Annotated in this window: 30 protein-coding genes and 1 pseudogene; 16 read left to right on the top strand and 15 right to left on the bottom strand. The window is 71.2% G+C overall.

All coding sequences use genetic code 11. The features are described from left to right. Positions 1-13 precede the first annotated feature (13 nt). The 3 genes from BJ964_RS30145 to BJ964_RS30135 are packed head-to-tail and all read right to left on the bottom strand — an operon-like array spanning position 14 to position 1878. Complete coding sequence (locus tag BJ964_RS30145) at positions 14-343, bottom strand: ArsR/SmtB family transcription factor (RefSeq protein WP_188123832.1); 330 nt, start codon at positions 341-343, stop codon at positions 14-16. Between the two features lie 15 nt (positions 344-358). Next, positions 359-1630 carry a M28 family metallopeptidase gene (locus BJ964_RS30140; protein ID WP_188123831.1) on the bottom strand — a complete coding sequence of 424 codons (1272 nt, stop codon included), beginning with the start codon at positions 1628-1630 and terminating at the stop codon, positions 359-361. Then, complete coding sequence (locus BJ964_RS30135) at positions 1627-1878, bottom strand: hypothetical protein (protein WP_188123830.1); 252 nt, start codon at positions 1876-1878, stop codon at positions 1627-1629. Before BJ964_RS30135 ends, BJ964_RS30140 begins: the two co-directional genes overlap by 4 nt. 167 nt (positions 1879-2045) lie before the next feature. Between BJ964_RS30135 and BJ964_RS30130 the strand changes: the two genes are divergently transcribed. Both BJ964_RS30130 and BJ964_RS30125 read left to right on the top strand, forming a co-directional pair. After that, on the top strand, positions 2046-2420 hold the full coding sequence (locus BJ964_RS30130) for an ArsR/SmtB family transcription factor (RefSeq protein WP_188123829.1): 375 nt from the start codon (positions 2046-2048) through the stop codon (positions 2418-2420). A 94-nt stretch (positions 2421-2514) separates the two neighbouring features. Beyond that, positions 2515-3177 (top strand): annotated as a pseudogene (locus tag BJ964_RS30125) (cation transporter); the annotation flags it as partial. On the opposite strand, the gene BJ964_RS30120 reads toward BJ964_RS30125, so the two are convergent. Beyond that, positions 3175-3606 carry a signal peptidase II gene (locus BJ964_RS30120; RefSeq protein ID WP_229807437.1) on the bottom strand — a complete coding sequence of 144 codons (432 nt, stop codon included), beginning with the start codon at positions 3604-3606 and terminating at the stop codon, positions 3175-3177. The pseudogene BJ964_RS30125 and the gene BJ964_RS30120 overlap by 3 nt on opposite strands. Before the next feature lie 202 nt (positions 3607-3808). Here BJ964_RS30120 and BJ964_RS30115 point away from each other — a divergent pair, with 202 nt between their 5' ends. From BJ964_RS30115 to BJ964_RS30105, 3 genes are read left to right on the top strand one after another with little or no spacing between them, the layout of a single operon-like run. Beyond that, positions 3809-4525 carry an arsenate reductase/protein-tyrosine-phosphatase family protein gene (locus tag BJ964_RS30115; RefSeq protein WP_188123828.1) on the top strand — a complete coding sequence of 239 codons (717 nt, stop codon included), beginning with the start codon at positions 3809-3811 and terminating at the stop codon, positions 4523-4525. After that, positions 4522-5244, top strand: a complete 723-nt coding sequence (locus BJ964_RS30110) for an aquaporin (RefSeq protein WP_229807435.1) — start codon at positions 4522-4524, stop codon at positions 5242-5244. Before BJ964_RS30115 ends, BJ964_RS30110 begins: the two co-directional genes overlap by 4 nt. Before the next feature lie 25 nt (positions 5245-5269). Next, a complete protein-coding gene (locus BJ964_RS30105; RefSeq protein ID WP_188123827.1) occupies positions 5270-5680 on the top strand; it encodes an arsenate reductase ArsC in 411 nt (136 codons plus the stop codon). 8 nt (positions 5681-5688) lie between these two features. On the opposite strand, the gene BJ964_RS30100 is transcribed toward BJ964_RS30105, so the two are convergent. From BJ964_RS30100 to BJ964_RS48250, 3 genes are all read right to left on the bottom strand, one after another. Then, positions 5689-8109, bottom strand: coding sequence for a GH92 family glycosyl hydrolase (locus tag BJ964_RS30100; RefSeq protein WP_188123826.1), 2421 nt, complete (start codon positions 8107-8109; stop codon positions 5689-5691). A 184-nt stretch (positions 8110-8293) separates the two neighbouring features. Then, a complete protein-coding gene (locus BJ964_RS30095; protein WP_188123825.1) occupies positions 8294-8794 on the bottom strand; it encodes a hypothetical protein in 501 nt (166 codons plus the stop codon). A gap of 125 nt (positions 8795-8919) precedes the next feature. Continuing rightward, complete coding sequence (locus tag BJ964_RS48250; RefSeq protein ID WP_262479374.1) at positions 8920-9045, bottom strand: hypothetical protein; 126 nt, start codon at positions 9043-9045, stop codon at positions 8920-8922. 93 nt (positions 9046-9138) lie between these two features. Between BJ964_RS48250 and BJ964_RS30090 the strand changes: the two genes are divergently transcribed. Genes BJ964_RS30090 through BJ964_RS30075 form a run of 4 tightly spaced genes read left to right on the top strand, consistent with a single transcriptional unit; the run spans position 9139 to position 11995 of the window. After that, entirely contained in the window at positions 9139-9891 is a 753-nt protein-coding gene (locus tag BJ964_RS30090) for a hypothetical protein (RefSeq protein ID WP_188123824.1), read from the top strand. A gap of 8 nt (positions 9892-9899) precedes the next feature. Continuing rightward, positions 9900-10340 carry a hypothetical protein gene (locus BJ964_RS30085; protein WP_188123823.1) on the top strand — a complete coding sequence of 147 codons (441 nt, stop codon included), beginning with the start codon at positions 9900-9902 and terminating at the stop codon, positions 10338-10340. Beyond that, positions 10337-10987, top strand: a complete 651-nt coding sequence (locus BJ964_RS30080) for an aldehyde dehydrogenase family protein (protein ID WP_188127255.1) — start codon at positions 10337-10339, stop codon at positions 10985-10987. Before BJ964_RS30085 ends, BJ964_RS30080 begins: the two co-directional genes overlap by 4 nt. Before the next feature lie 45 nt (positions 10988-11032). Further along, entirely contained in the window at positions 11033-11995 is a 963-nt protein-coding gene (locus BJ964_RS30075; protein WP_188123822.1) for an isopenicillin N synthase family dioxygenase, read from the top strand. 58 nt (positions 11996-12053) lie between these two features. Here BJ964_RS30075 and BJ964_RS30070 read toward each other — a convergent pair whose 3' ends face one another. Beyond that, positions 12054-13271 (bottom strand): ROK family transcriptional regulator, encoded by a 1218-nt coding sequence (locus tag BJ964_RS30070; protein ID WP_229807434.1) that lies wholly within the window; start codon positions 13269-13271, stop codon positions 12054-12056. Positions 13272-13446: 175 nt separating this feature from the next. On the opposite strand from BJ964_RS30070, the gene BJ964_RS30060 reads away from it, so the two are divergent. Then, a complete protein-coding gene (locus BJ964_RS30060; protein WP_188123821.1) occupies positions 13447-14610 on the top strand; it encodes an MFS transporter in 1164 nt (387 codons plus the stop codon). A 323-nt stretch (positions 14611-14933) separates the two neighbouring features. Here the strand turns inward: BJ964_RS30060 and BJ964_RS30055 are convergent, their stop codons facing one another. Next, on the bottom strand, positions 14934-15113 hold the full coding sequence (locus BJ964_RS30055) for a hypothetical protein (protein WP_188123820.1): 180 nt from the start codon (positions 15111-15113) through the stop codon (positions 14934-14936). A gap of 304 nt (positions 15114-15417) precedes the next feature. Here BJ964_RS30055 and BJ964_RS30050 point away from each other — a divergent pair, with 304 nt between their 5' ends. Together BJ964_RS30050 and BJ964_RS30045 are read left to right on the top strand one after the other, a co-directional pair. Next, the gene (locus tag BJ964_RS30050) at positions 15418-16758 is read left to right on the top strand and encodes an MFS transporter (RefSeq protein ID WP_188123819.1); all 1341 of its coding nucleotides are present in this window, start codon (positions 15418-15420) and stop codon (positions 16756-16758) included. A gap of 38 nt (positions 16759-16796) precedes the next feature. Then, entirely contained in the window at positions 16797-17723 is a 927-nt protein-coding gene (locus BJ964_RS30045) for an alpha/beta hydrolase (RefSeq protein ID WP_188123818.1), read from the top strand. 22 nt (positions 17724-17745) lie between these two features. Here the strand turns inward: BJ964_RS30045 and BJ964_RS30040 are convergent, their stop codons facing one another. After that, on the bottom strand, positions 17746-18759 hold the full coding sequence (locus BJ964_RS30040) for a LacI family DNA-binding transcriptional regulator (protein WP_188123817.1): 1014 nt from the start codon (positions 18757-18759) through the stop codon (positions 17746-17748). Between the two features lie 320 nt (positions 18760-19079). On the opposite strand from BJ964_RS30040, the gene BJ964_RS30035 reads away from it, so the two are divergent. Beyond that, positions 19080-19814, top strand: a complete 735-nt coding sequence (locus tag BJ964_RS30035) for a winged helix-turn-helix transcriptional regulator (RefSeq protein ID WP_188123816.1) — start codon at positions 19080-19082, stop codon at positions 19812-19814. A 148-nt stretch (positions 19815-19962) separates the two neighbouring features. Here the strand turns inward: BJ964_RS30035 and BJ964_RS47445 are convergent, their stop codons facing one another. Both BJ964_RS47445 and BJ964_RS49215 read right to left on the bottom strand, forming a co-directional pair. Next, a complete protein-coding gene (locus BJ964_RS47445; RefSeq protein ID WP_203832894.1) occupies positions 19963-20184 on the bottom strand; it encodes a hypothetical protein in 222 nt (73 codons plus the stop codon). Next, positions 20181-20465 (bottom strand): FAD-dependent monooxygenase, encoded by a 285-nt coding sequence (locus BJ964_RS49215; protein ID WP_203832895.1) that lies wholly within the window; start codon positions 20463-20465, stop codon positions 20181-20183. Before BJ964_RS49215 ends, BJ964_RS47445 begins: the two co-directional genes overlap by 4 nt. A 135-nt stretch (positions 20466-20600) precedes the next feature. Here BJ964_RS49215 and BJ964_RS49210 point away from each other — a divergent pair, with 135 nt between their 5' ends. From BJ964_RS49210 to BJ964_RS30015, 3 genes are all read left to right on the top strand, one after another. Beyond that, positions 20601-20777 (top strand): hypothetical protein, encoded by a 177-nt coding sequence (locus BJ964_RS49210; RefSeq protein ID WP_188123815.1) that lies wholly within the window; start codon positions 20601-20603, stop codon positions 20775-20777. 79 nt (positions 20778-20856) lie between these two features. After that, complete coding sequence (locus tag BJ964_RS30020) at positions 20857-21906, top strand: LacI family DNA-binding transcriptional regulator (protein WP_229807433.1); 1050 nt, start codon at positions 20857-20859, stop codon at positions 21904-21906. Between the two features lie 274 nt (positions 21907-22180). Further along, entirely contained in the window at positions 22181-22756 is a 576-nt protein-coding gene (locus tag BJ964_RS30015) for a hypothetical protein (protein ID WP_188123813.1), read from the top strand. A gap of 47 nt (positions 22757-22803) precedes the next feature. On the opposite strand, the gene BJ964_RS30010 is transcribed toward BJ964_RS30015, so the two are convergent. Genes BJ964_RS30010 through BJ964_RS30000 form a run of 3 tightly spaced genes read right to left on the bottom strand, consistent with a single transcriptional unit; the run spans position 22804 to position 25714 of the window. Beyond that, the gene (locus BJ964_RS30010; RefSeq protein WP_188123812.1) at positions 22804-23976 is read right to left on the bottom strand and encodes an ABC transporter permease; all 1173 of its coding nucleotides are present in this window, start codon (positions 23974-23976) and stop codon (positions 22804-22806) included. Further along, positions 23973-24626 (bottom strand): ABC transporter ATP-binding protein, encoded by a 654-nt coding sequence (locus tag BJ964_RS30005; RefSeq protein WP_407650856.1) that lies wholly within the window; start codon positions 24624-24626, stop codon positions 23973-23975. Before BJ964_RS30005 ends, BJ964_RS30010 begins: the two co-directional genes overlap by 4 nt. An 11-nt stretch (positions 24627-24637) precedes the next feature. Next, a complete protein-coding gene (locus BJ964_RS30000) occupies positions 24638-25714 on the bottom strand; it encodes a peptidoglycan-binding protein (protein WP_188123811.1) in 1077 nt (358 codons plus the stop codon). Positions 25715-25779 lie beyond the last annotated feature (65 nt).

Genomic DNA, 25779 nt, shown 5'->3' with positions numbered 1-25779 from the left:
GCTCCTGAGGTGGTCATGCGCAGTCTGCGGTCGCATCGGGTGCGGGTTTGCCCATCACGACGTCGGCGGCGGAGGGGAAGCAGGCGATGCAGCGGGCGTTGATCCGGTAGTGGCGGGCGTTGCCGGCCGGTTCCACCAGCACGAACCGCACCTCGGTGAGGATCTTCAAGTGCTGGGAGACGGTCGACTGGGCCAGGCCGACGGCGGTGACGATCTCGCCGACCGGCATCGGGCGGTCCTGGCGAGCCAGGTATTCCACGATCTGCACCCGCGAGGGATCGGCCAGGGCACGGAACCAGGAGGCGTACTGCTCCGCTGTCGCTCTGTCGAGCAGTTCGGCCATTCGCCATCACACCCATCATCGTTCATCGCCGATCAACGATGAGAGCGTAGCGGGCGCCGCACCGGCCAGCCACACGGCCGCGATGATCAGGCGGCACACCGCCGAGAGGGTGGCCCGCTCGACGCGCTCCGCGGTGTCGGCGGGGCTGTGGTAGCCGGCCATCCCGGCGCCGACGCCGACCGCGGCGAGCCCGGCTGCGGCGTACCGCCGGTTGTCCGAGGCCACCGGCCCGGCGGCCAGCGGCAGCCGGACGTGGCGAGCGGCCTGGTCCAGCACGGCGAGCAGGCCGTACGCGGGACCGCCGGCCTCGACCGCCGCGGCCGTGTTCAGGTGGCCGGCGCCGTCGACGTTGACCACCACCGGCCGTTCACCGGCGTCGGTGAGCCGACGGGCGTGGCGGGCGGAGCCGAGCGCGCCGGTCTCCTCCGCGTCCAGCAGTGCCACCGACAGCCCCGTCCCGTCCGGCATCGCCGCGGCCAGCAGCCGAGCGGCCTCGCAGATCACGGCCACGCCGCTGCCGTTGTCGGCCGCCGCGGGCTGGCGCAGCCCCGGATGGTCGCCGACACCGTCGTAGTGGGCGGTGAGCAGCAGATCCAGCCCGCCGGGCACGGCTGTCCGGTAGCGGGCGTGCAGGTTGGTGGCGGTGACCTCGATCCGCCGGATCGGCGTGGCGGCCGACAGAATGGCGTCACCGTCACCGTCGGCGCGCCGGGCCGAGGCGGTCATCCGCTGGTGCAGGCCCGGCTCGATCGACAGCACCGGCAGCGGGCCCGGGTTCGGTCCGGCCAGCATCGTGTAGTGCCAGCCGTCCGCATCCACGCCCCGGGCCAGCAGCAGCCCGGCCGCACCGTCGGCGTGCGCGTAGGCGTCGAACAGGCTCATCCCGGCCGGCACGAGCAGCCAGCGGCCGGCCGGGTCGCCGTAGCCGGCGACCGCGAGCCCGGCCCGTACCGGCTGTCCCCGGTCGGCGGAGGCGAGGTGCACGGCGACGTCCCGGCCGAACACCAGCGGCACCACTCCCCCGGCGTGCTGCCACGACACCGCCGGCGGCGCGTAGACCTGGGGCACGTTGCCGACGGCGAAGCTGTCACGGGTGACGGCCACGCCGGTCTCGGCCAGCAGGTCCGTCAGCCAGTCCGCGGCGGCGGCGCCACCGGGGCTGCCGACCCGCCGGCCGGTGAACGTGACACCGGCCAGGGTGGCGACAGTGGCGGCCATCCGCTCGCCCGAGACCTGGTCGAGCAGGGCGTCCAGTCCGGCGAGCGGCGGGGCGGGGGAGCTGGTCATGAGCAGCAGCCCTGCCCGGCGTCCACGGCCTGCCGCTTGGCGGCGGCTCCGCAGCAGGAGCCGTCCTGCCCGGCCTCGGCGGTGGTGCCGCAACACGGGGCGGCGGTCTCGGCGGCCGGCTCGGGCAGGGCGAGAGTGGTCTGGGCGGGGTTGCCGCAGCACCCGCCGGCGCCGGCGACCGTGAGTGCGTCGGCGGGGTCACCGGTGAAGCCGCCGGCCGCGGGGGTCGTGCTGGTGGTGTCGCTCATGGTCGTGCTCCTTCGTTGATCAGTGGCGTGGTCGAGGCGGGCCAGCGGGCAGGCCGAACGGGCTGCCAGTGGCGAGCCCTCTCGCACCTCGTCTCGACGGCTGTCGAATTCGACGTTTCTCGAAACAGAGATTTGCACACGGCTTAGACAGCTGTCAACCTAGACACATGTCGAAACCAGCCGTGTCGCTCACGCTCACCGATGTCACCGCGGACGAGCCGTGCTGCCCGCCCCTGGCCCAGAGCCGTATCCCAGCGGAGACCGCAGCGGTCCTGGCGCCGGCTTTCAAGGCGCTCGGCGATCCGGTCCGCCTACAGCTGATGTCGATGATCGCGTCCGCACCGGGTGGCGAGGTGTGCGTGTGTGACCTGACCCCGGCGTTCGAGCTGTCCGGGCCGACCATCTCGCATCACCTGAAGACGCTGCGCGAGGCCGGCCTGGTCGACGCGGAACGCCGCGGCAGCTGGGTGTACTACCGCCCCCGGCCCGGCATCATGCGGCAACTCGCCACGCTGCTCACCGTCGACGACGCCGAAAACTGACACCAACGGGTACAGGTTTCGGCGATCTGCTCGACCTGGTGCTGGCCGTCGACCCGGACGCCTGCCCGGACACCGCCACCGAGGGGTGCTGCTGATGACGGTCGACACCACACGCCGGGCTGTTCTGACCTGCCGGATCCGGTTCCTGGTCGCCGCCACGATCGGCTACAACGTCATCGAAGCCGTCGTCGCGCTCACCGCCGGAACGATCGCCTCGTCGACCGCGCTGATCGGCTTCGGGCTGGACTCGGTGATCGAGGTCGCCTCCGCCACAGCGGTCGCCTGGCAGTTCGCCGGCCGTGACCCCGAGACCCGCGAGCGGACCGCGCTGCGGATCATCGCGATCTCGTTCTTCGCCCTCGCCGCCTACGTCACCGTCGAGTCCGTCCGCGCCCTGCTCGGCCACGGCGAGGCCGGGCACTCCACGATCGGCCTGGTCCTGGCGGCGGTGTCGCTCGCGGTGATGCCCGGCCTGTCCTACGCCCAACGCCGCGCCGGCCGGGAACTCGCCTCTGCTACCGCGGTCGCCGACTCGAAGCAGACCCTGCTGTGCACCTACCTGTCCGCGGTCCTGCTCGCCGGCCTCGCGTTGAACAGCCTGTTCGGCTGGTCCTGGGCGGACCCGGCCGCCGCCCTGGTGATCGCGGCGCTCGCTGTGAAGGAGGGCCGGGAGGCCTGGCGCGGCGACAATTGTTGCGCTCCGGGGCCACTGCCGGAGGTGTCCGGCGCATGCGCGGACGGGTGCTGCAACGTCTCACTCACCCCGCGGATGGGCCATCCTCGCGGGCTCGGCGGCGCCGGACAGGCGTACTCCGCGCAGGTTCAGCAGCACGGCCAGGCCGACACCGACCACAAGGGAAATGTCCGCGACGTTGCCGACGAAGAAGCCGAAGTAGTCGATGAAGTCGACGACATGGCCACGTGCCGGCCCAGGCTCACGGAACATGCGGTCGAGCAGGTGTGTAGCCGCTCCTCCGAGGACCAGGCCCAACGACACCATCCAGGCGCGGGACCTGGCCCGAACAGCGACGATGCTGATGGCGACCACCGCGGCGGCGGTGATGACGGTGAGAACCCAGGTGAACCGCTCGGCGAAGGAGAACGCGGCACCGGCGTTGTAGGTGAGGTGTAGCTGGACCAGCTCACCGATGACGGCGACGGGCGCCCGCCCGGCCAGCGCCGACACAGCCCAGAGCTTGGTCAACTGGTCGACGACGACCACGGCCCCGGCCAACACCGCGACCAGCCAGAACCCCGCATGGGCAGAACGCGTCTCACTACCATTCACCGGCGCAGTCTAGGGGTGGCCGGCAACCTCACGGGCGCCCCGGATGGGTTCTCCGGCAGGCGCTTGCACTCACGGCTAAAGCTCAGTCATTCTTGACTCAATGAACGCTGACACTTCGTCGCTGACGGCGCGGGCCCGGGTGCACGCCGCCCTCGGCGACCCCGCCCGCCTGGCCATCGTCGACGCGCTCACCCTCGGCGACGCCTCCCCCGGCGAGATCGCCACCGACCTCGGCATGCCCACCAACCTGGTCGCCCACCACGTGAAGGTCCTCCAGGAGGCGGGCCTGCTCGTGCGTACCCGATCCGAAGGCGACCGCCGCCGCACCTACCTACGGCTGGTCCCCGGCGTGCTCTCCAGCCTCACCGCGCCACGGCTGGACACCGCCGACCGGGTGGTGTTCGTCTGCACCCACAACTCCGCGCGGTCCCAGCTCGCCGCGGCCCTGTGGCGTGACCGGATCGGCGGCCAGGTCGCCTCCGCCGGCACCGCCCCCGCCCAGCGGGTACACCCTCGCGCCGTCCGGGTGGCGCACGAGCACGGCCTCGCCCTCGACCCGGCCGGCACCCACCACGTCGACGACATCCTCGGTGACGGCGACCTGATCATCGCCGTCTGCGACAACGCCCACGAAGACCTCACCGGCCCGGTCCGGCCCCGGCTGCACTGGTCCGTGCCCGACCCCGCCCGCGTCGACACCGACGACGCGTTCGAAGCCGCCTACACCGACCTCGCCGACCGCATCGACCGGATCGCCCCCGTCCTCAACTCCGGAGCCGACTATGGCTTCCCGACTGAACCGGAGTCACCCTCTTGATCACCCTCTGGCGGCGGCTCCTCGCCGAGTTCCTCGGCACGATGCTCCTGGTCACCGCGGTCGTCGGCTCCGGCATCATGGCCACCACGCTGTCCCCGAACGACGTCGGCCTCCAACTCCTGGAGAACTCGGTCGCCACCGCGTTCGCCCTCGGCGCGCTCATCCTGACCTTCGGCCCGGTCTCCGGCGCCCACTTCAACCCGGTGGTCTCGGCCGCCGACTGGTTCCTCGGCCGCCGCTCCTGCACCGGTTTGAAGATCAAAGACCTTTTCGGGTACGCCGGAGCGCAGACCCTGGGAGCCATCACCGGCTCGATCCTGGCCAACCTCATGTTCGATCTGGCCCCGGTCACGTTCTCGGCGAAGGACCGCACCGCCGCCAACCTGTGGCTCGGCGAGATCGTCGCCGTCGCCGGCCTACTGCTGTTGATCTTCGCCTTGGGCCGCTCCGGGCGGGCCACCGTGGCCCCGGCCGCGGTCGGCGCATACATCGGGGCCGCCTACTGGTTCACCTCGTCGACGAGCTTCGCCAACCCGGCCGTCACGATCGGCCGCGCCTTCACCGACACGTTCGCCGGCATCAGCCCCGCCTCGGTGCCCGGCTTCGTCCTCGCCCAGATCGCCGGCCTGATCGTCGGCGTCGGCGCCCTGCTCGCCCTCTACCCCACCGTCGGCGACACCGCGTACGACATCGTCGTCGAACCCAGCCGCACCCTCTGACAAGTACTTCCGAGAAAGCGAAGCCATGAGCGACACCAAGCCCACCGTCCTGTTCGTCTGCGTCCACAACGCCGGCCGCTCCCAGATGGCCGCCGGCTGGCTGCGCCATCTCGCCGGCGACCGCGTCGAGGTCCGCTCCGCAGGCTCCGCCCCCGCCGACACGATCAACCCGGCCGCGGTCGACGCCATGAAAGAGGTTGGCATCGACATCACCGACCAGACCCCCACCAAACTGACCTGGGACGCCGCCGAGGAATCCGACGTCATCATCACCATGGGCTGCGGCGACGCCTGCCCGGTCTTCCCGGGCAAGCGCTACGAGGACTGGAAGCTGGAGGACCCGGCCGGCAAGGGCGTCGACGCCGTCCGCCCGATCCGCGACGAGATCAGATCCCGCATCGAGGTCCTGCTCGCCGACCTGCTCCCGGCCGCCTGACCGTCGGTTCAGTGGTCTCTCGGGAGGTCCCCGGCCGCGGTCGCCCAGGTCCGGTTCGCGACCGTGCCCGACGTGACGGCGACCGTGCCGCCGCGCTGCACGAACGACTCCGGCAGCCACGAACGGCGCAGCGCCGACCCGTCGAGCCGGACGCTCTGCACGTACGTGTCGGTGGTGTCGGCGGTGACGACGAGCCGTACCCCGTTGCTGCGCCGGATCTCGATGTGGGTGAAGACCGGGCTGCCCAGCAGCATTTCCGCGCGGCCCGGCACCTGCGGGAACAGACCGATGGCCGCGAACACGTACCAGGCGCTCATCGTGCCGAGGTCGTCGTTGCCGGGCAGCCCGCCCGGCCCCGTTCCGTACGCGGTGTCGAGGATCTGCCGCACCGTCTCCTGGGTCTTCCAGGGCTGACCGAGCCCGTTGTAGAGCCAGGGCGCGTGGATGCCCGGCTCGTTGGTCGGGTCGTAGCGCAGGGCGTTGCCGCCGAGCACCGCCCAGTTACCGCTCTCGTCGTGGAAGAACCCGTCGAGCCGCGCCGCCGCGGCCTCCCGGCCGCCCATCAGCGCCGCCAGCCCGGAGACGTCCTGCGGCACCATCCAGGTGTACGTGGCGCTGGAGCCCTGCGCGAACCCGGCGTCGGTCGACGGGGTGAAACCGCTCTGCCAGCTGCCGTCGGCACGGCGGGCCGCCTGGTAACCGACCGCGGGGTTGTAGGTGTTCTTCCAGTAGTCGCCGCGCGGCAGTAGCCGGCGGTACAGGTCGTCGCGCCCGGCCCGGCGCGCCCACATCGCCAGCGAGAAGTCGGCGAGCGAGTTCTCCAGGGTCTCGGCGGCTCCGCCCCAGCAGTGGCAGATGTCGTTCGCGGCGTACCTCAGTGCCAGGTAGGTGTCGAGGGTCGGCCGCTGGCCGAGGCACTGTCCCGGGCAGCCGATGTCCGAGAGTGCGTCGGGGTTCTGCACGGTGGCCTGCCGGACCAGCGAGGTGAGCGCGGCGTCGGCGTCGAAGTCGCGCACCCCCATGGCGGAGAAGGTGGCCAGCGTCGGCGCGGCCGGATCCCCGGTCATGACATGGGTGCCCGCGCCCAGGTGCAACCAGCGGTCCCAGACGCCGCGGTTCTGGCCGGCGAAGTCCAGCATCGACTGGGCCATGTCGCCGGCGACGTCGGGTCGCAGCAGGGCCAGCAACTGGATCTGCGCGCGGTACTGGTCCCAGCCGGAGAACGTTCCGTACGCCTGGTGCCGGCCGGCCCGGACGGTGTGGATCTGCAGGTCCGCGCCGAGGTAGCGGCCGTCGACGTCGCTGATGGTCTGCGGCTGCATCAGCGAGTGGTAGACCGCCGTGTAGAAGGCCCGCGTGCGGGCGTCGGTGCCACCGGCGACCTGGACGCGCCCGAGCTCGGTGTTCCAGGCGTCACGGGCGGCCGCGGCGACGGAGTCGACGGTCGCGGTGGCGGGTACCTCGGCGTCACGGTTCGCCGCGGCGCCCGCCTCGCTCACGTACGAGATGCCGATCCGCATCCGCACGTCGCCGCCGCCGGTGGAGGTGTCGAAGCCGACCCAGCCGCCGGATCCCTTTCCGGCCCGGTCGGCGCCGGTGAGGTATCCCTCTCCTCCGGTCGCGGTGGTGCCGCCCGGGGTGACGGTCGCGTTCTGCCAGGTGCCGGTGCCGGCGAAGTCCCGGTCGAAGACGGCGCTGAAGTACAGGCGGTAGTACGACCGCCGATTCGGGTTGGCGGCCCCTCCGCCGTTGCCCCGCCGGCCGCAGAAGCCGCCGGTCAGGACGGATCCGGTCACCGTACGGGTGGCGGGGTCGATGGTGATCCGGGCGTCCTCGCTGCCGTTGAGCGAGTTGGACGTACGGAACAGCAGATTGGCCGCCGAGCCGGCCGGAAACGTGAAGCCGGCGATCCCGGCCCGGGTGCTGACGGCGAGATCGGTGCGTACCCCGTTGTCGAGGCCGACGGTGTAGCGGCCGGGGCTGGCCGACTCGCTGGTGTGCGAGAACGTGGAGACGTACCGCTGGTCGCGGGTGTCCGCGGTCGGTGAGCTGGTGACCTCACCCACGTAGGGCATGATCGGCACGTCCCCCGCGGCGCCCGGATTGCAGCCGGCCCCGTTGACGTGGGTCAGGCTGAAGCCACGAACCTTGGTCACGTTGTACTCGTAGCCGTTGGCGGCGCCGGTGCTGGTCTGATCCCCGTTGGTGCTGGTCGGGCTCCACGCGATCATGCCGAACGGCCGCGTCGCACCGGGCCAGGTATTGCCGCCGCGGGAGGTTCCGATGAACGGGTCCACGTAACTCGCCGGATCCTCGACCAGCACTGCCGCCGGGGACGCCCCGGCGGCCGGGACACCGGCGGTAAGCGTCACGACCAGGACCGCGCTCACGAGCCCGGCCAGTCCGGTACGCACACGTGACATCGACATGGGTCCGCCTTTCGGAAGTTGGGCAGACCCTACGGCGACAGTGATGATCACGAATACCACGTCCACCGACCGCGACGTGAATGCTGCGCGAATCGTCAGCTGCGCACGCGCCGGACACCCGGTCCGGTCTGGTGCCGACATCACCTGAGGGCCCCGATCCGCTTCCCGGGCTCGGCGCGGGCGATCAGCAGCCGCTGTCGCCGCCCGCGCCGAGGCGGTCCTGGACGGCCTGGGAGACAAAGCCGTCACAGACGCCGCCGGTGCCGATGTTCAGCGCCTCCCAACTGCCGGCCCCGGTGTCGAACTTGAACAGGACCGAGGCCACTTCGCCCTGCGGCGGCGCTTCAAAGGTGGAGAGCGCGTACGCGTACCCCTGATAGCAGGCCGGCTTGGCCAGGCCGTCCGGCCGACCCGCCGGCTCGTAGAACTCGCTGTCGCGCAGCGCGCTGTACAGCGTCGCGGCCTTGACCGGGCAGGGACTGGCCGGGCTCTTCACTCCGCCCGGCGAGGAGGGCGCCGCCGGGCTGGACGGCTTTGCCGTCGTCGTGGTGGACGGGCCGGCCGTGGCAGTCTTCGTTGCGCCACCCACCGGCTGCGCGGCGCCGTCGACGTGTTCGACCGATGACGAGCAGGCGCCGGCGAATGCGACGAGGGCGATGGTTCCGGTAAGGATGAGGGCACGCATGGTTCTCGGTTCTCCTCGAGCATGGGTCTGTCGTGCTGTCATCCAGTGCGATGCGCAAGGTCATCCGCCAGTTCGCGATCGCCGATAACGAACCGGTAACGACCCATCAGGGGCGGGCGGCCGGGTCAGCCGGCGCCGGCAGCGGCCTTCAGGTCGGCGGCCTCGGTCAGGCCCTGCTCGGTGACCGCGCCCAGGGAGCCGAAGGCCGAGACGGCTCGATGTCCGCTGCTGCGGCCGACGACGGGTGACATGCGGTGACATTTGCATTTAGGAATCCGAATGTTTGCATTCTGTACATCGAGCGGGATCACCTGCGGAGCGGCGAATCCGTAGCGTTCTTCGTCATGACTGCCATGCGTACGCGAACTCTTGCCGCTCTACTGGCCGCCGTTCCCGCCGCTGGTGTGCTCGTCGCCGGCGCTCCGGCTCAAGCGGCAGAACTCGACATCACCTTGAATTCGTTCACCGTCAGCCGGAACGTCTTCGTGCTCGGTTCCAAGGCCGGTTGCACGAACGCCATCTTCACCGCGGTGCTCAGTGCCCCGCTCCCGACCGAGGTCGACGGTCCTTTCGAGGTCAGCACCGTCGTCGTCGACATCTCGGGTCCGCCCGTTTCCGGTGGCTTCCGGGATTTCCGCTATCTCGCACAGGTCGGCTCGACGGCCACCTACCGTGGTTCGGCTCCGATCTGCGGCAAATACACGGCGGGCAGGTACACGGTCACCGCCTACGGAATGGTGCAGCCGTTCCGGGAAGCGGCGCAGTACACGAACAGGATCAACACATTCCTGTACGTCAAACGGCCGTCGAACCTGACGCTGAACGCGACTCCCGAGCCCGTCGTCAAGGGTCGCAAGATCACCACCAAGGGTGCCCTGAGGGTCGACGGCAGGGTCGCCGCCGGCATTCCGGTCCAGGTCTACTTCAAAGCCAACGGGGCGAAGGCCTACACCTACAAGGGCACCACCAGGACGAACTCCAAGGGCTTCTACAGCACGAAGTTCACCGCTACCAGGAGCGGCGTCTGGAAAGCCGTCTATGCCGGCGGTCCCGCGCGCAGCGCCGCTGCCGCGGTCGATGCCGTCAAGGTCAAATAGGACGAACGATGTGGGCGGCGATCACCGAACGGCATCCGCTGCTCTGGATCTACGAGGCCTTCGCCTTTCGCGACGGCCGATTCCCGCACCGCCTCGCCCCCGAACCGCGGGACCGCTACGTGGCCGAGATGGGCGAGTACCTGCGGCTGGTCGGCGCCGTCTGGCAGATCATCATCAACTACCTGGCCTGGCAGAAACCCGCCTACGGAGCCCTTTCCGGCAAGGCGCGGGCGTGTGCCGGGCTCAGCCCCGGACAGAGCAGGCGGGCGTACGTCATCCGCAAGCTCTCGCTGCCGATGATCTGGTTGATGCAGCGGCCACGGGCGGAGCGCCACTTCGTCCGGGTCATGTGGGGGCCCCGACGCGGTCAACCTGATCGCCAACGCCCGCAAGCTGCACGCCGAGGCTCTCGCGAAGCGGGCGGCGGCAGCCGCTCGGGACCGTACTGATCATCGCGCCCTGGAAATACCCGGTTCACCTGCTGCTCGTCCCGATGATCGGCGCGATCGCGGCCGGCAACGCCGTCGTGGCCAAACCCAACGAACTCGCGCCCGAGACCTCGGCGCTGCTGAGCCGGCTCTTCCCGAAGGACCTCGACCAGCGGGCGATCACCCTTGTCGAGGGCGGCGTCGAGGAGACCACCGAGTTGCTGACGTCGCGCTGGGACCACATCTTCTACACCGGCAACGGTACGGTCGGGCGCATCGTGATGGCCGCGGCCGCCAGACATCTCACCCTGGTCACCCTGGAACTGGGCGGCAAGTCCCCGGTCTACGTCGACGAGAGCGCCGACATCGACACCGCAGCCAAGTGGCTGGCCTGGGGCAAGCTGCTCAACACCGGTCAGACCTGTGTCCCCCCGGACTACGTGCTCGCGCCGCCGCCGGTGGTCCACCGGCTCGTCGACGCGCTTCGCCGGGAGATCACCGCCCGGCAGGTCCGCGACGCCTTCCTGGCCCGCACCTCGTCGGGCCCGATCGGCACGCAGGGAGCGCATGCTGCGCGGGGGCGGCAAGAGCTGAGGCGATCACCGGACCCGTCACCACGGGTTGCCGCGCAGGGTGCGCGGCTGTGTAACAGTCGCCACGTACGGTAGAGGTGGATCTTTGGGACGTTTTGCTTTTCGACGGGGATGTGGTTCATGAGCATGCCGGACATTCCACTCTTCGACATCAGCGCTTGGCGGGCCGCCGGGATCGAGGAGCGCGCCGCACTCGCCGCCCGGCTCGACCGTGCCATGCAGGACTCCGGGTTCTTCCTGGTCAGCGGGCACGGCATCGACGATTCGCTCAAGGAGAGCATCCGTGAGTCGTCCCGCGTGTTCTTCGCGCTGCCCGACACCGCCAAGCAGGCGTACGCGACGGGCGTCGGTGGGCGGGGGTGGATAGCTTGTGGCCGGGAGGCGAACGCCTTCTACGGGGAGGTCGCCGATGCGCAGAAGGCCGACCTGAAGGAGACCTTCACGCTCGGGCGTGAGGAGCCGGCCGGCGACCCCGCCTGGTTCGTGGCGAATGTCTGGCCGGCTGAAGTGCCCGGCCTGCGAGAACCGGTGACCGAATACGCCGCGCAGGTCCAGGACCTCTACCGGGAGTTGCTGGAGGTGCTGGCCACCGCGCTCGGGCTGGAACCCGGCTACTTCGTCGAGCGGTCCAAAAATGCGCCATACACGTTCAACATCAACCGCTATCCGGCGCTGTCGGTCACCGGTACGCCGCTCGAGGGACAATTCCGGGTCGCACCGCACACCGACTGGGGGATCCTGACCATCCTCGACCGGCAGCCGGGCTACGGCGGGCTCCAGGTGCAGACCCTCGACGGTGAGTGGGCGGACGCGCCGTACGTGCCGGGCGCCTTCACCGTCAACATCGCCGACCTGCTCGCCCGGTGGACCGGCGACCGATGGCGTTCCACCCGGCACCGCGTGCTGCCACCGCCGCAGGCCGACCCGAACGAGGAACTGATCAGCCTCATCGTCTTCTGCGAATCGGACATGGACCGGGTCGTCATGCCACTCGCGCCCCCGATCGGTGGCGGCACGGACTATCCGCCAGTGCTGGCCAGCGACTACTACCGGGAACGGGAGGCCGCAGCAGCGGTCGACTGATGCCGGCCGGCGGCCCGCGACTGAAGAATGCCCTCGCCGTCCGGCCTCGCGAGCGGCTTCACCGGCGGCGGTGCCAGTCGGCGAGCGCCTCCACGTTGGTGATCGCGTCCAGCCCGAGCATCGCGGCACCGTGCAGAGCGCCGTCGTCGCCGTGCTGGGCATCACGCACGGGCGGCGGCCGGTCCCGGCGGAAGGTCATCAGTCCCGCGTGGTAGGCGCGGGCGAACGCCTCGGGGGCGGCCTGACGAAGCCTGATGGCCAGCCCGCCGATGGTGACCACGTCGGGATCGTGGGCGTTGACCAGCCCGGCCACGCCGCGGCCGAACGCGGCCGCGACGGTATGCAGCGCGGTGGCGGCCGGGGACGACTGCCCGGCGGTGCGTTCCACCTCGGTGAGCAGGTCACGGGCGTAGCTGCGGGGGTCGGCGGGCGGCGGCGCGCCGAGGTGGCGGGCCAGTGCCCGGCCGTCGATCTCCAGGTCCCAGCAGCCGTACGCGCCGCACGGACAGGGCCGGGTGGGGTCGCCGAAGGGCAGGTGGCCGAACTCGCCGCCGGCGCCGAGGGCACCGGTGATGGGCCGGCCGTCCACCACGGTGACACCACCGATGCCGACCTCGATCAGCAGATGCAGTGCGGCGCGGTGGCCGTGGGCGGCGCCGGTACGGGCCTCGGCGACGCCGGCGAGGGTGGCGTCGTTGCCGGCGATGAGCGGAAGCCCGGTGCCGGCGACGATCGGGGCGAGGTCGATCGGACCCCAGCCCATCGCGCTGGCCTGCACGAGCCGCTGCTCCTGGACGGTGCCGGCGATGGCCAGGGACACCGCGCGGATGCGTCCGGGCAGCCGCCGCACCGTCGTCCGGACCGCCTCGGTGAGTGCGTCACGAACCCGGCGGGGGTCGCGTGCGGCGTGCCGCATGCGGGTGTCGTCGGTGAGTGTGCCGTCGAGTGCGGCGACGGCAATCCTCCATTCCTCGTGCCGGACGTCGATGACAAGGACGAGTGGGCCGGCCGGGTGTGCTCGCAGGATCGTGGTGGGCCGGCCCCGGCCGGTGGCCGGGGCCGGCTGCTCGGCCAGCAGGTGGGCGTCGCGTAGCCGGCCGAGCAGCTCGGTGGCGGTGCCGCTGCCGAGCCCGAGGTCGCGGGCCAGCGCGGCGCGGGTGACTCCGGGAGTGCCGCGCAGGTGTGCCAGCACCTCGACCGCCCCTTGCCAGCGGGCCAGCCGGGCGGTGCTGGCGCGGCCGGTGACGGTCGGCGGGGCGGGCATCGGATCTGGCATCGGGCGACCTTCCAGGATTACGCTCGTTCCACGAGTTTATTCGGTGAGAGGAGTTCGCGGTGCGGGTGGAACAGGTCAGAGCAGTACTAATGGACATGGACGGTACCCTGGTGGACTCGCGGGCCGCCGTCGAGCGGGCCTGGTCCGCACCGCTCGCCGACGCCGGGCACCTGCCATGATCGGGACAGCTCGGCACTCCGGCGATGTCGCCATCGAAACCCCGGCCCGGGCATCCGGCCCCGACCTGAGTGTCGGTGTCGCCCTGGCCGTCGTCGGATACCTGCTGACCGGCATCGGCGGCCTGATCGCCGTACTGGCCCGCGATCTGGCCGTACCCGTGCAGAGCCTGACCTGGATCTCCTCGGCCTTTGCGATCGGCCTGCTGGTGGTCGCGCCGTTGGGCGGGCTGATCCTGCGCCGCGGCCCAGGCCTGGCACTGCGAGCCGCGGCCCTGATCGTAGCCGCCGGAGCGACCCTGCTCGCGCTGGCGCCGAACCTGGCCACCGCGGTCGCCGCCGCGACCCTGACCGGGCTGGGCACGGCCACCATCGTGCTCGCCGCCCCGGCCCTGCTCACCGGCCCCACCGCCGGGTTCCGGCTGACTCGCGTCAACGGCGCCGCCAGCGCTGCCGCGATCCTGGCGCCGGCCGGCTACGCCGGCCTCGAACAGCTCGGCCTCGACGGACGCCTGGCCCTGCTGGCCACGCTACCGCTGCTGCTGGTCGTCGTGACACGACCGGTGCCCGGAACTGCGGCGGCCCAACCGGCGGAGATCCCGTCCGCCGCCGGCAGACCGCCGACCGGGGTGCTCGCCCTGCGCTGGAGCCGGCTGGTGCTCGTGGTCGGCCTCGAGTTCTGTTTCACCGTCTTCGCGGTCACCCGGCTCCGGAACACCGGTGCGCCGATGGCCACCGCCGCCGCACTGGCCATCGCCTTCCCACTCGGCATGGCGCTCGGCCGGACCTTCGGCAGCCGGCTGATCCAGCGGATCCCCGCCATCCCGCTCGGCGCCGGCCTGGCCGCGGCGGCCGGACTGGTCACCGCGCTCACCGAATCGAGCACGGCGACGACGCTCGCGCTGCTGGCAGCCGGGCTCGGCGTGGCCCCGCTCTACCCACTGGGGCTCGCTGACCTGATGGCCACCCCGGGACTGCACCGGACAGCCGGAGCCAGTCTCGGCGCGTTCGCCTCCGGAGTCGCGATCCTGATCGCGCCGAACCTGCTGGCACGCCTCGCCGTGACCACCGATCTACGGGCGGCATTCCTGGTCACCGTGCCACTGGCGGCCGCCGCGGTGGCGACCTGGCTCCTGGACCGGCGTCGCTCGGTCACCCCCTGATCCGCTGATACGGAGGCCACCCAGGCGACCCTGAACACCACACCGGCCTTCGACCCGCTCGGCGTCAACGGGAACACCACCAGCGGGGCCGAAACCAACCGCAGGAAGAACACCGACGTCGACGACCAGGTGCACCTGATCGACCCGATGGACTTCATCGGCGCCAGCGCCGACACCGCGCCGTACTGGTACGTCCGTAACGGCACCCGGGACCGCGACACCGCGTTCACCGTCTCGATAAACCCGGACCGGGCACTCACCGCGGACCGTCAGGTCAAGGACGTCAACTTCCGGCTCGCCTGGAACCAGCCGCACGCCGGGAACTACGACGTACCGGAGGCGAGGTCCTGGATCGCCACGGTAGTCAGCAAGTCCAGCGACCCGCTCCCGGTGCCGTCGGCCGCCGACGAACCCGGCCTGTCCACGGCGGGCAGCGCCACCGTGGCATCGTCGTTCGCCGCCGCCACGGTGGTCGCCGCCGCGGCGGTGACCGGGCTGCTCACCCTGCTCATGATCCGGCGATCGCGCCGCCGCCCGCCTAACGCAGGTGTTCACCGCGCAGGGCGCCTGGTGGGCGACGGTCACCGTCGAGGCGGTCGCCCTCACCGTCGCCACCCCGGCCGGAGACTGCGCCGACCGGGTGGTGAACGCCTGGAACGCGTTCTCACCCTGCGGTCACGGCCCGGGTCGCGGTCGATTTCGGCTCCGTGTCTTTCCGGTGATGGTCAAGTATCGGCCGAGGTGTTAACGTGTCCGCCGTCACTTACTCGCGTAAGTGACGCGAGTAAGTGCTGATGAGGAGACGTCATGCCTGCTGACTCCGGCGATTTGCCCGCAGCGTCCGTCCTTGCCCCTCCGACAACCACCTCGGACCCGGCCGTCGCCGTCCCGGACGATCTACTTCTCCCCAGCCAGCGCCGGAAGAAGCACGAAGGACGGCTGGTCGCCGCGTACGCGGTGGCCCTACTTTTCGGCTTCGGTACGAACCTGGCGATCGCCATCACCGCCATCCCTCTGAAAGCGCAGCAGATCGACCCGGATGGCGCCACTGGCATCGTCTCGCTGGTCTCCGCCCTCGGCACCCTGGTCGCCCTGGTCACCGGGCCGATCACCGGCCAGTTGAGCGACCGCACGGTAGCTCGCATCGGCATGCGCCGGCCGTACGTGATCGCGGGATCACTCGTCGCGACGCTCGGCTACTACCTCACCAGTCAGGCGGCCAGTGGGATCGCGCTCGCTCTCGGGTTCTGCGTCGCTCAACTCGGCGGCAACCTGGTCCTGTCGGCGCTGATAGCCAGCATTGCCGACCAGTTCGCGCCGGATCGCCGCGGACTGATCTCCGGCGTGGTGGGCGGCGCCCAGACCTTCGGTATCGTCGTGGTGTCGGTCGTCCTCGGCGCCCTGAGCCCGGCGCTGACCCCGATGTTCCTGGTCCCCGCGGTTCTCGCCGCCGCAGCCGGGATCCTCTTCGCGGTGGCGCTGCCGGACCGGCGGCTGTCCCGAGCGGACCGCCCGCCACTGACTCTGGGCGGCATCGTCACCACCTTCTGGGTCAACCCGGTCAAGCACCGCGACTACGGTTTCGCCTGGTTCAGCCGCTTCGCCCTGTTCATCGGTATCGCGGCGATCAACACGTACCAGGTGTTCTTTCTCATCGGGCAATTGAACGTCGATCCGGCGGAGATTCCCGCCAGGATGGCGGTCGCCTCGCTCGTCCTGGCGATCACCTCGACCGCCGGGGCGCTGCTGGCCGGCAAGGTCTCGGACCGGCTCGACCGGCGCAAGCCGTTCGTCTGGGCGTCCGCGGTGATCTTCGCGGGCGGTCTCGCGGGGATCAGTGTGGTGGACTCGTTCGGAACGTTCCTCGCCGGCATCGCCGTACTCGGATTCGGGCAGGGCATATACCTGGCCGTCGACCTGGTGCTGGTGACGCGCGTACTGCCGAGCACGGCGACGATGGGCAAGGACCTGGGCGTCCTCAACATCGCCAGCGTGCTGCCCGGTTCCCTCGTGCCGGCGGCCGCGCCAGCGCTGCTCGCCATCGGCTCGACCGGCGGCGAATCCAACTTCGCCGCGCTGTTCCTCACCGCCGCCGCCATCGCGATCGTCGGCGCTCTCCTGATCCTGCCGGTCCGCAAGGTTCGGTAAACGCGTCCGCCAGTTTTCCGACAACCGAGGAGGGCAGCATGACTGCCACTGCCGAGAAGCCGCCGTTCCCACCGGCATTCCTGCCCCCGACCGAACCGGTGATCCGCCCCGACGGCAGCCGCCACCATGCGGGCATCTCGTACGCCAACATTCCGGGATACCGGCCCCTGCAACTCGACCTGTGGGTACCGGCCCCGGACCCCGGCGGCCGGACCCCCGGCCTGGTGCTGTGGACCCACGGCGGCGGCTGGATGATGGGTGACCGGCGCTATTTCCCGCCGACGCTACGCCCCAACCAGCTCTTCGAGGAGCTGCTCGCCGCGGGACTGGCGGTCGCGACGATCGACTACCGGCACGCGTCCGAGGCGCAGTTCCCGGCCCAGCTGACCGACGCCAAAGCGGCGCTGCGGTGGCTACGGCACTTCGGCACCGATCTCGGGGTGGACACCAGCCGGATCGGCGTGTGGGGCGAGTCGGCCGGCGGCCACCTGACCTCCCTGATCGCGCTGACCTGCGGGCGGCCCGAACTGGAAGGCCGGCACGGCATCGCCGGGCCGTCCATCCCGGTCGTCGCCGCGGTGGTCTGGTACGGCGTGGCGGCCCTGGACTCGATGCCACCGCTCGCCATGCCGCCCGAGGCCGCCGCGTTCGCCCCGCCGGAGCTGTTGCAGGAGCCCATCAAAGTGCTGCTCGACGGCGTCGACGAAGCCACCAGGGTGACCGCCGACCCGATCAGCCTGGTCCACGCGGGTGCGCCGCCGTTCCTGCTCCTGCACGGCACCGCGGACCGGCTTGTGCCGTCGAGCCAGAGCGAACTCCTCGACGATGCGCTGCAGGAAGTCGGCGTGCCGGTCGAACTCGTGCTCGTCGACGGCGCCGACCACATCTTCCTCGGCGCCGACAATGTGGATGAACTGGTCGCCCGCTCGGTGACCTTCCTCGCCGACCGGCTCGGCCAGGGGTAGACGGAGAAGGCGGTGGAAGGAGTCAGGGTTCCGGCGACAGCCGGGCGACAGACTCACGTGGCAGTACCTCGATACGTGGCCTGGGGGCCGGGCCGGGTTCCGGCCCGGCCCCCAGCCGGTGGTTGAAACCGGCGACGAGGTGATCGGCGACACCCTCGATATCGATGATCACCGTGGTCAAGGGCGGATCGAGAAATGCCGACATCTCGTCGTCGTCCACCCCGATCAACGACAGTTCCCCGGGGATGTCGATGTTCTCGAGGTGGGCCGCCCGGTTGGCCAGAGCCGCGTAGTTGTCGTTGTAACAGCACAGCGCGGTCACCGGGGCGGGCCCCTGCCGCCATCGCCGCAGCACCGCCTGGGTCTCGGCGAGCCGGGCCGGGCCGGCGTCCGGCACGGCGTGCACCACCAGCTCGGGCAGGCCCAGCTCGGCTGCCATGCGCCGGGCGCCGTCGACACGCCCGGCAGCGAACCGCTGGAGCCGGTGGTCGGACGTGGTGAGGAAACCGATCCGCAGGTGCCCGGCCCCCGCCAGATGTCGTACCTGCAACCGGCCGGTGGCCGCATCGACGTCGTTCGCTGAGGTCTCTGCATCGGTCGAGGCGCAGAAGTACGGGATGCCGGCTGCCCGGAGCACCGCCGTGTCCTGTTTCGGCGGCTCGAACAGGGTCAGCACCGCCGCCGGTGTCAGATTCTCCAGCAACGCCTCGAGCGACTCGCCCTGCCCGGCAGTCCACAGCACAAGGGAATACCCATCCGCAGCAATCCGCGCGGTGGCGCGGCCGACGAAGTGGGAGCGGACATCCGTGCCCGGAAGATCCGGCAGGATCAGCAGCACCAGGCTGGACCGGCCCCGCACCAGGGCCCGGGCGTGGGCGTTCACCCGATAGCCGAGTTGGGCCGCGGCCGCCCGGACACGTTCCCGGGTCTCCGTCGGAATGGTCTGGCGACTGTTGCCCGTCAACACGTAGCTGACCGTGGCCCGGGACACTCCGGCCAGCGCGGCCACATCCGAGCTGGTCACTCGCGCCGCCACCGTGGCCTCCCCACAATCCGCTCCGTCGGGCGCGGCACCAGGTGCACCGCCGTCCCGCCACGCTACATGCTAGCGATCACCGAGACTGACACGTGTAAGTGGTCGCCGGCGAGAACCCGGTCGGTCACACCCCATCACCAGGTGACGGGGTGTGACGCAGGTCGCGGCGTTTCGAACGTCCGGCCAGCGGGAGCGCATCGGCACGATATCCGTTGGTAACAGTCCGCGATTAGCGTTCAGCCGAGCTCGGCCCACATCCGCCGGCGGCTCCAGGATCTTGGACGGCATTCCTGCTCTCGCGGTGCCACGGAAGGGTTGCCATGAAACTTCTCCTGCTGACCGACAACCAACCCGATGTGTTGCCGGCACTGGACCTGCTGCCGTACTCCGTTCAGGTCTCGCCCCGCGGCAAGTGGGCCGAGGCGGCCAAGGACCCGCACGTGGCCGTGGTCCTGGTCGACGCCTGCGAGCAGCTGAACCAGGCCCGCACGACCTGTCGCGCGCTAAGTGCGGCAGGGCTGAGCGCACCGCTGATCGCCCTGGTCCGGGAAGCCGGCCTGGCCGCCGTCGCGGTCGACTGGTGTGTCGACGACTTCGTGCTGACGACCGCGGGCCCGGCGGAGGTGGCGGCCCGGCTGACCATGGCGGTGGCGCGGCAGGGGTCGCAGACCACGACCGGGACCGAGTCGATCCACATCGGCGGCCTGAGCATCGACCCCCACAGCTACACCGCCAAACTGAACGGCGAAACCCTGTCACTGACGTACAAGGAGTTCGAGCTCCTCAAGTTCCTCGCCCAGCAGCCCGGCCGGGTGTTCAGCCGCGATCAGCTGCTGCGCGAGGTCTGGGGCTACGACTACTTCGGCGGAACCCGCACGGTCGACGTCCATGTCCGCCGCCTGCGGGCCAAACTCGGTCCACGCTGCGAGCGGATGATCGGCACCGTCCGCCAGGTCGGCTACAAGTTCGCCGCACCGGCAGCCGGCGCCTCCGCCACCGCGTTCCCGGTCGACGAGGACGCCTGGGACTCCCACATCCGCGTCCTCATTGGTTGACGTGACGCGCTCATACGCATGAGCAGGACTCTCAGCGTTCTCGCGGTGGCGAAGGCGGCTGGCGGGTGGCCAGGCGGCGTCGCCGGCGTCGAGGACCGGCCGGATGAAGTGCCGGGCCGCGCCGATACGCCGGCCGGGTTCGGCGATGTCACGCAGGCCGAAGCCCGGCGAACGACCCGAGTTGCCGGGTCAGGACCAGGGGCGCACAGCGCGGATGGCGCAGGGCTACGGCTCGGAAGGCCACCGCGAGGGCTCGCACGTCATCGGCGAACACGCCAGTGGGCGGCGGTGGGTCGATGCCGGCCAGGACGGACTCGGTGATCGCGTCGAGCAGCGCGTCGCGGCCGTCGAGGTGGTGGTAGAGGCTCATCGGGTCGGCGCCGAGCCGCCGGGCCAGGCCGCGCCAGGTGACCGCGTCGAGCCCGTACGGATCGGGCTCTTCCGGCCCGGCGGGGTGTCCACGGACCGGAACCGCTGGTAGGCCGGCAGACCCCAGCCCCGGGCGATCTCCATGGTCCGGGTGTCGAAGTTGCGGGTCTTCGGATGTGCGGACGGCACCGGCCGCTGCTCCAGCACGACGCTCGGGTCCCCGAACCGGGCCAGTTCGAGCGCCGCGCCGAGCCCGACCGGCCCGGCGCCCACCACGATCACCGGTTGAACCGCCGTCGGCGACGACCGGTGATCGCAGGCACCAACCGCGGACAGGCGAATGACATCTGGCGATTCTTGACCGGTAAAGACGGCGGAGTTACTGTACCGGTACAGAGGTCGATTGAGGAGGATGCCGTGAACTTCCCCGTCGCGATCATCACCGCCGTCGCCAGCGCCCGCCACGAAGCCGAAAGCGCCCGCCCCGAAGCCCCGATCGTCCCGCACACGGAACGTCCCCGCCGCACCCGGAGGATCCGCGCCGGCCTGGCCCGCGGCCTGATCCGGGCGGCCCATGCCATCGCCCCGACCTGACCCGCACCGCCGGCACGGCGCTATCGTGGCCCTCGACGGCCAGACAGCGGGAGAAACCGGCGGTGACGTGGCGCCACGCGTGACATTGCAGACGATCGCCGATCAGGTCGGCGTGAGCCGGATGACCGTGTCCAACGCCTTCTCCAAACCCGACCAACTCTCCGCCGCCCTGCGCTCGCGCATCCTCGCCGCCGCCGAGGAACTCGGCTACGTCGGCCCCGACCCCGCCGCCCGCGCCCTGGCCAAAGGCACCACCGGCACCATCGGGATCGTCCTGACCTCGTCGCTGAACTACGCCTTCACCGACCTGGTCGCCACCAGCTTCCTCGGCGCCATCGCCGAACAGCTCGCCCCGACCGGCCTGGCGATCACCCTGCTCACCTCCTCCGACAGCGGCGCCATCATCCCCGCCCGGGACGTCGCCATGGACGGCGCGCTGATCTACTCCTGCGACCCGACGTCCTCGGTCGTCGACGTCCTGACCCGCCGCAGACTGCCGCTGGTCTACGTCGACCAGGACCCGGTCGCGCACATCTCCAGCATCAACGTCGACGACCGCAACGGTGGCCGGACGGCCGCGCAGCACCTGCTCGACCTCGGCCACCGCCACATCGGACTACTGCTGTCCGGCCTGCACGGCCCACACGGCGTCGTCGACCCGTCGGCGATCAAGCTCGACGGCCACGCTTCCCGCGAGCGGCTGCTCGGCTGGCAGGACGCCCTGCGCCCGGCCGGCATCACCCCGCTGGCGGTACGCCAGGACGGCACCGGCCTCGAACCCGCCCGCCACGCCGCCCGCCTGCTGCTCGATCGCCCCGACCGCCCGACCGCGATCCTCTGCTTCTCCGACGTCGTCGCCTACGGGGTCCTCCAGGTCGCGACCGACCTGCGCATCCGCGTCCCGCAGGACCTGTCGGTGGTCGGTTTCGACGACAACCCGCTGGCTGTGCAGATCCAGCCCGCGCTGACGACCGTACGCCAGGATGTGGCGGCCAAGGGCCGTGCCGCCGCCGCCACGCTGACCGCGGCCATCGCGCAGACCCGCACCTCCGGCGAGATCACCCCGCAGCACATCGTGCTCCCCACCGAACTACTGGTCCGCGACACCACCGCCGCACCCCGGGTCTGAGCCTGCCGCCTAACCTCCGGCTCCACCCCCGTGTCGCCGCGGATCAGTCCACTGCGTCATCAGCGGCGACTACAGCGAGTGCCGGCCGACGCGCCGGGGTCACGTCCGCTTCCGAAGAGAACCGAAGGCCCCGCGCACGAGCCATTCCCGTGGTAAGCCGCGGGTGGGCCTCCGTATCCGGGATTCGCCCGCGAACCTGACCGGTTTCTGATCATTGGCCGTCAGGCTGTCCGGCGCGGTGGGGACGGACCCCACCCCGGACAGGAGGATTCCCATGCGTCGGTGTGTGCTGGTGGGTGCCGTGGCCGCGGTGTTCGTGCTGTCGGCCTGCGGATCGCCCGGCGACGCGTCCACGGCGGACAGCGGGACGAAGGTGGCCACGTTGCGCAGTGCCGCGCCGGAGGGCGGGCCGTCGGCGGCCGCGTCCCGGCCGGAACGGCCCCGGGAGAAGCTCGGCATGACCGCCGAGGAGTACGAGGCGCTGCTCGAGCCGTACAACAAATGCATGCGGGAGCAGGGTTTCGACGCGCAGGAGTCGAGGAAGAAGGCGGCCGACGCGGCGGTGGTGGCCGAGTCGGGCGACGACGACGCGGCAGTGCGGGCGAACCGGATCTGTGAGCCGCAGTTCCTGCCGCTGCCGCCGTGGGAGAAGGACCCGGCCAACCCGGAGGCGCGCGACTTCGCGGTCGGCGTGGTGAAGTGCCTGAAGGGCAAGGGCGTCAAGCTCGTCGAGGTGTCCGAGGACGGCATCTCGATCGCGCTGGGCGGCGAGCACAACGACGCGCTGTCGATCCGGCTCGGCATGGAGCACATGTCCGCCTGCGAACGTGAGGTGGCGGCCAAGTCATAGCACCCACGAGAAGGCGGCGGCCGGGACTCCCCGGCCGCCGCCTTCCGTCATGCGCTGGTCAGGGCCTGCGCCGGGGGCAGACGGGCGGCCCGCACACATGGATAGACACCGGCGAGGACGCCGATGACGACGGCGCCGCCCACGCCGAGCGCCGCCGATTCGGCCGGCACCACCAGCGGCCAGTCCTGCCAGCGGGCGTAACCGATCGTGGCGATCAGGCCGAGCACGGTTCCGGCCAGGCCACCGGCGGCCGACAGCACGATCGACTCGGTGAGGAACTGGCCCCGGATCTGACCGCGGGTGGCGCCCAGGGCCCGTCGCAGGCCGATCTCGGAGCGGCGTTCCAGGACCGAGACGACCATCGTGTTGGCGACGCCGATACCGCCGATGACCAGGGCGACGGCGGCGAGCGCCAGGAACAGCACCGAGAAGCTGCTCTCGGTGGCCCGTTTGGCGGCGAGCGCGTCGGACGGGCGGGTCACCAGCACCTGGCCGGGCCGCTCCGGGTTGATCGACTCGGCCAGCACCGACCGTACCGTCTCCAGCTGGCTCTCCTCGGCGCGCAGGTAGACGACCGTGGGACGGCCGTCGAAACGCAGCTCGGCACGGGCCGCCTCCCAGCCGACGAGCACCGACCGGTCGATGTCGGGTGACAGCGGGATCGGGGCGAGCACGCCGACCACGGTGAACCAGCGGTCGGCGATCATCACCTGCGGCGCGGACCCGCCGGGGACCAGGGTGGTGATGCCGAGCCGGGTGGCGGCGACCGAGCCCAGGACCACGGTGGGGAACTCGGCGGTGGCCGGGTTCAGCCATTGGCCCGACGCGATCCGGGCGTCGAGCACCGGAAGCAGGTCGAGACGGGTGGCCAGGACGGTCAGGCCGTTGCCGTTACTGCGGTCGGTGCGGTCGTTTCGCCGTACCAGAGTGTGGGTGTTGCCGATCGCACTGACCGCCCGGACCGGGCCGATGCGCTGGACCATCGCCACCGCCGATTCCGGCAGCCGGGCCGGCGGATTCTGATCCGGAACGGGCATCGCCTGGAGGGTGTCGGTGCCGAGCGCCGACAGTTCGCGCACGAGCGCGGCCTGGCTGGAGGCCGGGATGCCGGTCACCACGATCATCGTGGCGATGCCGATCGCGATGCCGAGTCCGGACAGCACCGCCCGGACCGGCCGGGTACGCAACCCGACCACGCCGAGGGCAAGCAGGTCGATCATGCGATCAGCCGCCCGTCGCGGATCTCGACGCGCCGGGGCAGGGCGGCGGCGATCTCCCGGTCGTGGGTGATCAGCGCGATCGTGGCGCCCTCGGCGTTGAGCCGGTGCAGCAGGGCGAGCACGGCCTGGCCGTTGGCGGTGTCCAGGGCGCCGGTCGGCTCGTCGGCGAGCACCAGCGACGGCCCGTTGACCAGGGCACGGGCGATCGCGACCCGCTGGCGTTCACCGCCGGACAGCTGATCCGGGCGGTGCCCGGCGCGGTGGGCCAGGCCGACCCGGTCCAGGGCCTGCCGGGCGAGGGCGGCCCGGTGGCGGCGGGCGACACCGGCGTAGAGCAGGCCGGTGGCGACGTTGTCGGTGGCGCTCAGGCCGTCGGCCAGGTGGAACCGCTGGAACACGAAACCGATCTCGCGGGCCCGCAGCGCCGACAGCCGCCGGTCGGGCAGGGCGGCGATGTCCCGGCCGGCGATCCGGACCGCGCCGGAGGTAGGCCGGTCCAGCGTGCCCATGATGTTGAGCAGCGTCGACTTGCCGGACCCGGACGGGCCGACGATGGCGACGAACTCCCCGGCGTGGATGTCGAGGTCGACGTCGGCCAGGGCGGTCACGCCGCCGGGGTAGACCATGCCGGCGCCGCGGATCGACAGCACCGCTTCGCCGGTCACGACGCCACCACCACGCTGGTGCCCTCGGTCAGGCCGTCGCCGGTGATCTCGACCCAGCCCTGGGCGAACATGCCGGTGGTGACGGCGACCAGACCGGTCGTGGTCTGGACCGCGTAGCCGCCCTCGGCCAGCGCGACGAGCGCCTCGACCGGTGCGGCCAGCACGTTCTCGCGCACCTTCCCGGCGAAGTCGACCCGCACCTCCGCGGCGTCGATCTTGGCGATGGCTTTCGGGTCTTTCAGGGTCACGGTGATCGTCAGTTTCGGGGTGGCGTCGGCGACCGCGCCGTCGGCCGCCGCCAGGACACGGCCCACGGACAGGACCCGGCCCGGGACCGTACGCTCGTCGGGCAGCACCACCGTGACGGCGGCGCCGCGCTCGATCGAGGCGGCCTCCGACACGTCGGCGGCCACGGTGATCACCTTGCGGGTGGCGGTCACCGACATCAGCGGGCCGGTGGCCGGGGCGCCCGGTTGCACGGCGACCGACTCGACGCGAACCGCCCCGGCGAGCACCTCCACGTCACCGACCGCGATCGCACCGGTCTCCGGCAGACCCTGGTCACGCTGCCATCTCTTGATGGCCGCGATGAGCTGCGGGGTGAGCACGGCCCCCTGGACCGGCTTCGTGTCGGGCTGCACGCCGATCGGATAGCCGAGCGCTTTCAGGTTGTCCGCGATGATCCGCACGTCCCGGCCGGCGAGGCCTTTGCCGGTGATCGTCCGGTACAGGGGCATGCCGCCGTAGAACAGCGGAACCGGAAGGTCGTCGGCCCGGTACAGCTGCCGTCCGCGTTTCACGGTGGTGCCGGGCGCCGGAAGCCACGTGACGGTCGCCTGCTTGTGGCCGTCCACGGCACGCGTTCCCCCGTACCCGATGGTCCCGGAAATGCTCTTCGAGGTGCTCAGGTCGCGCCGTTGCAGCTCGGTGGTGGTGACCGCCCCGGTGGCCGCCGGCGTCGGTGTCCCGGGGTCGCGCGGCCGGAGGACCAGGACGGCGACGGCGACGGCCACCAGAACAGCGGCTCCGGCGACCAGCCACCGCCAGGGCCGGGCGTCAGTGTTAGCAGACATGCCGGGCAGCCTCAGCGAAGATCTTTAGGAAGCTGTCAGGTATCTCCTGGCGACCCGGCGGATCT

Origin of the sequence: Actinoplanes lobatus (assembly GCF_014205215.1) — a bacterium.
Classification (GTDB): Bacteria; Actinomycetota; Actinomycetes; order Mycobacteriales; family Micromonosporaceae; genus Actinoplanes; species Actinoplanes lobatus.
The sequence above is the reverse complement of the archived record's forward strand: the minus strand, read 5'-3'. Positions and strand labels throughout refer to the sequence as shown.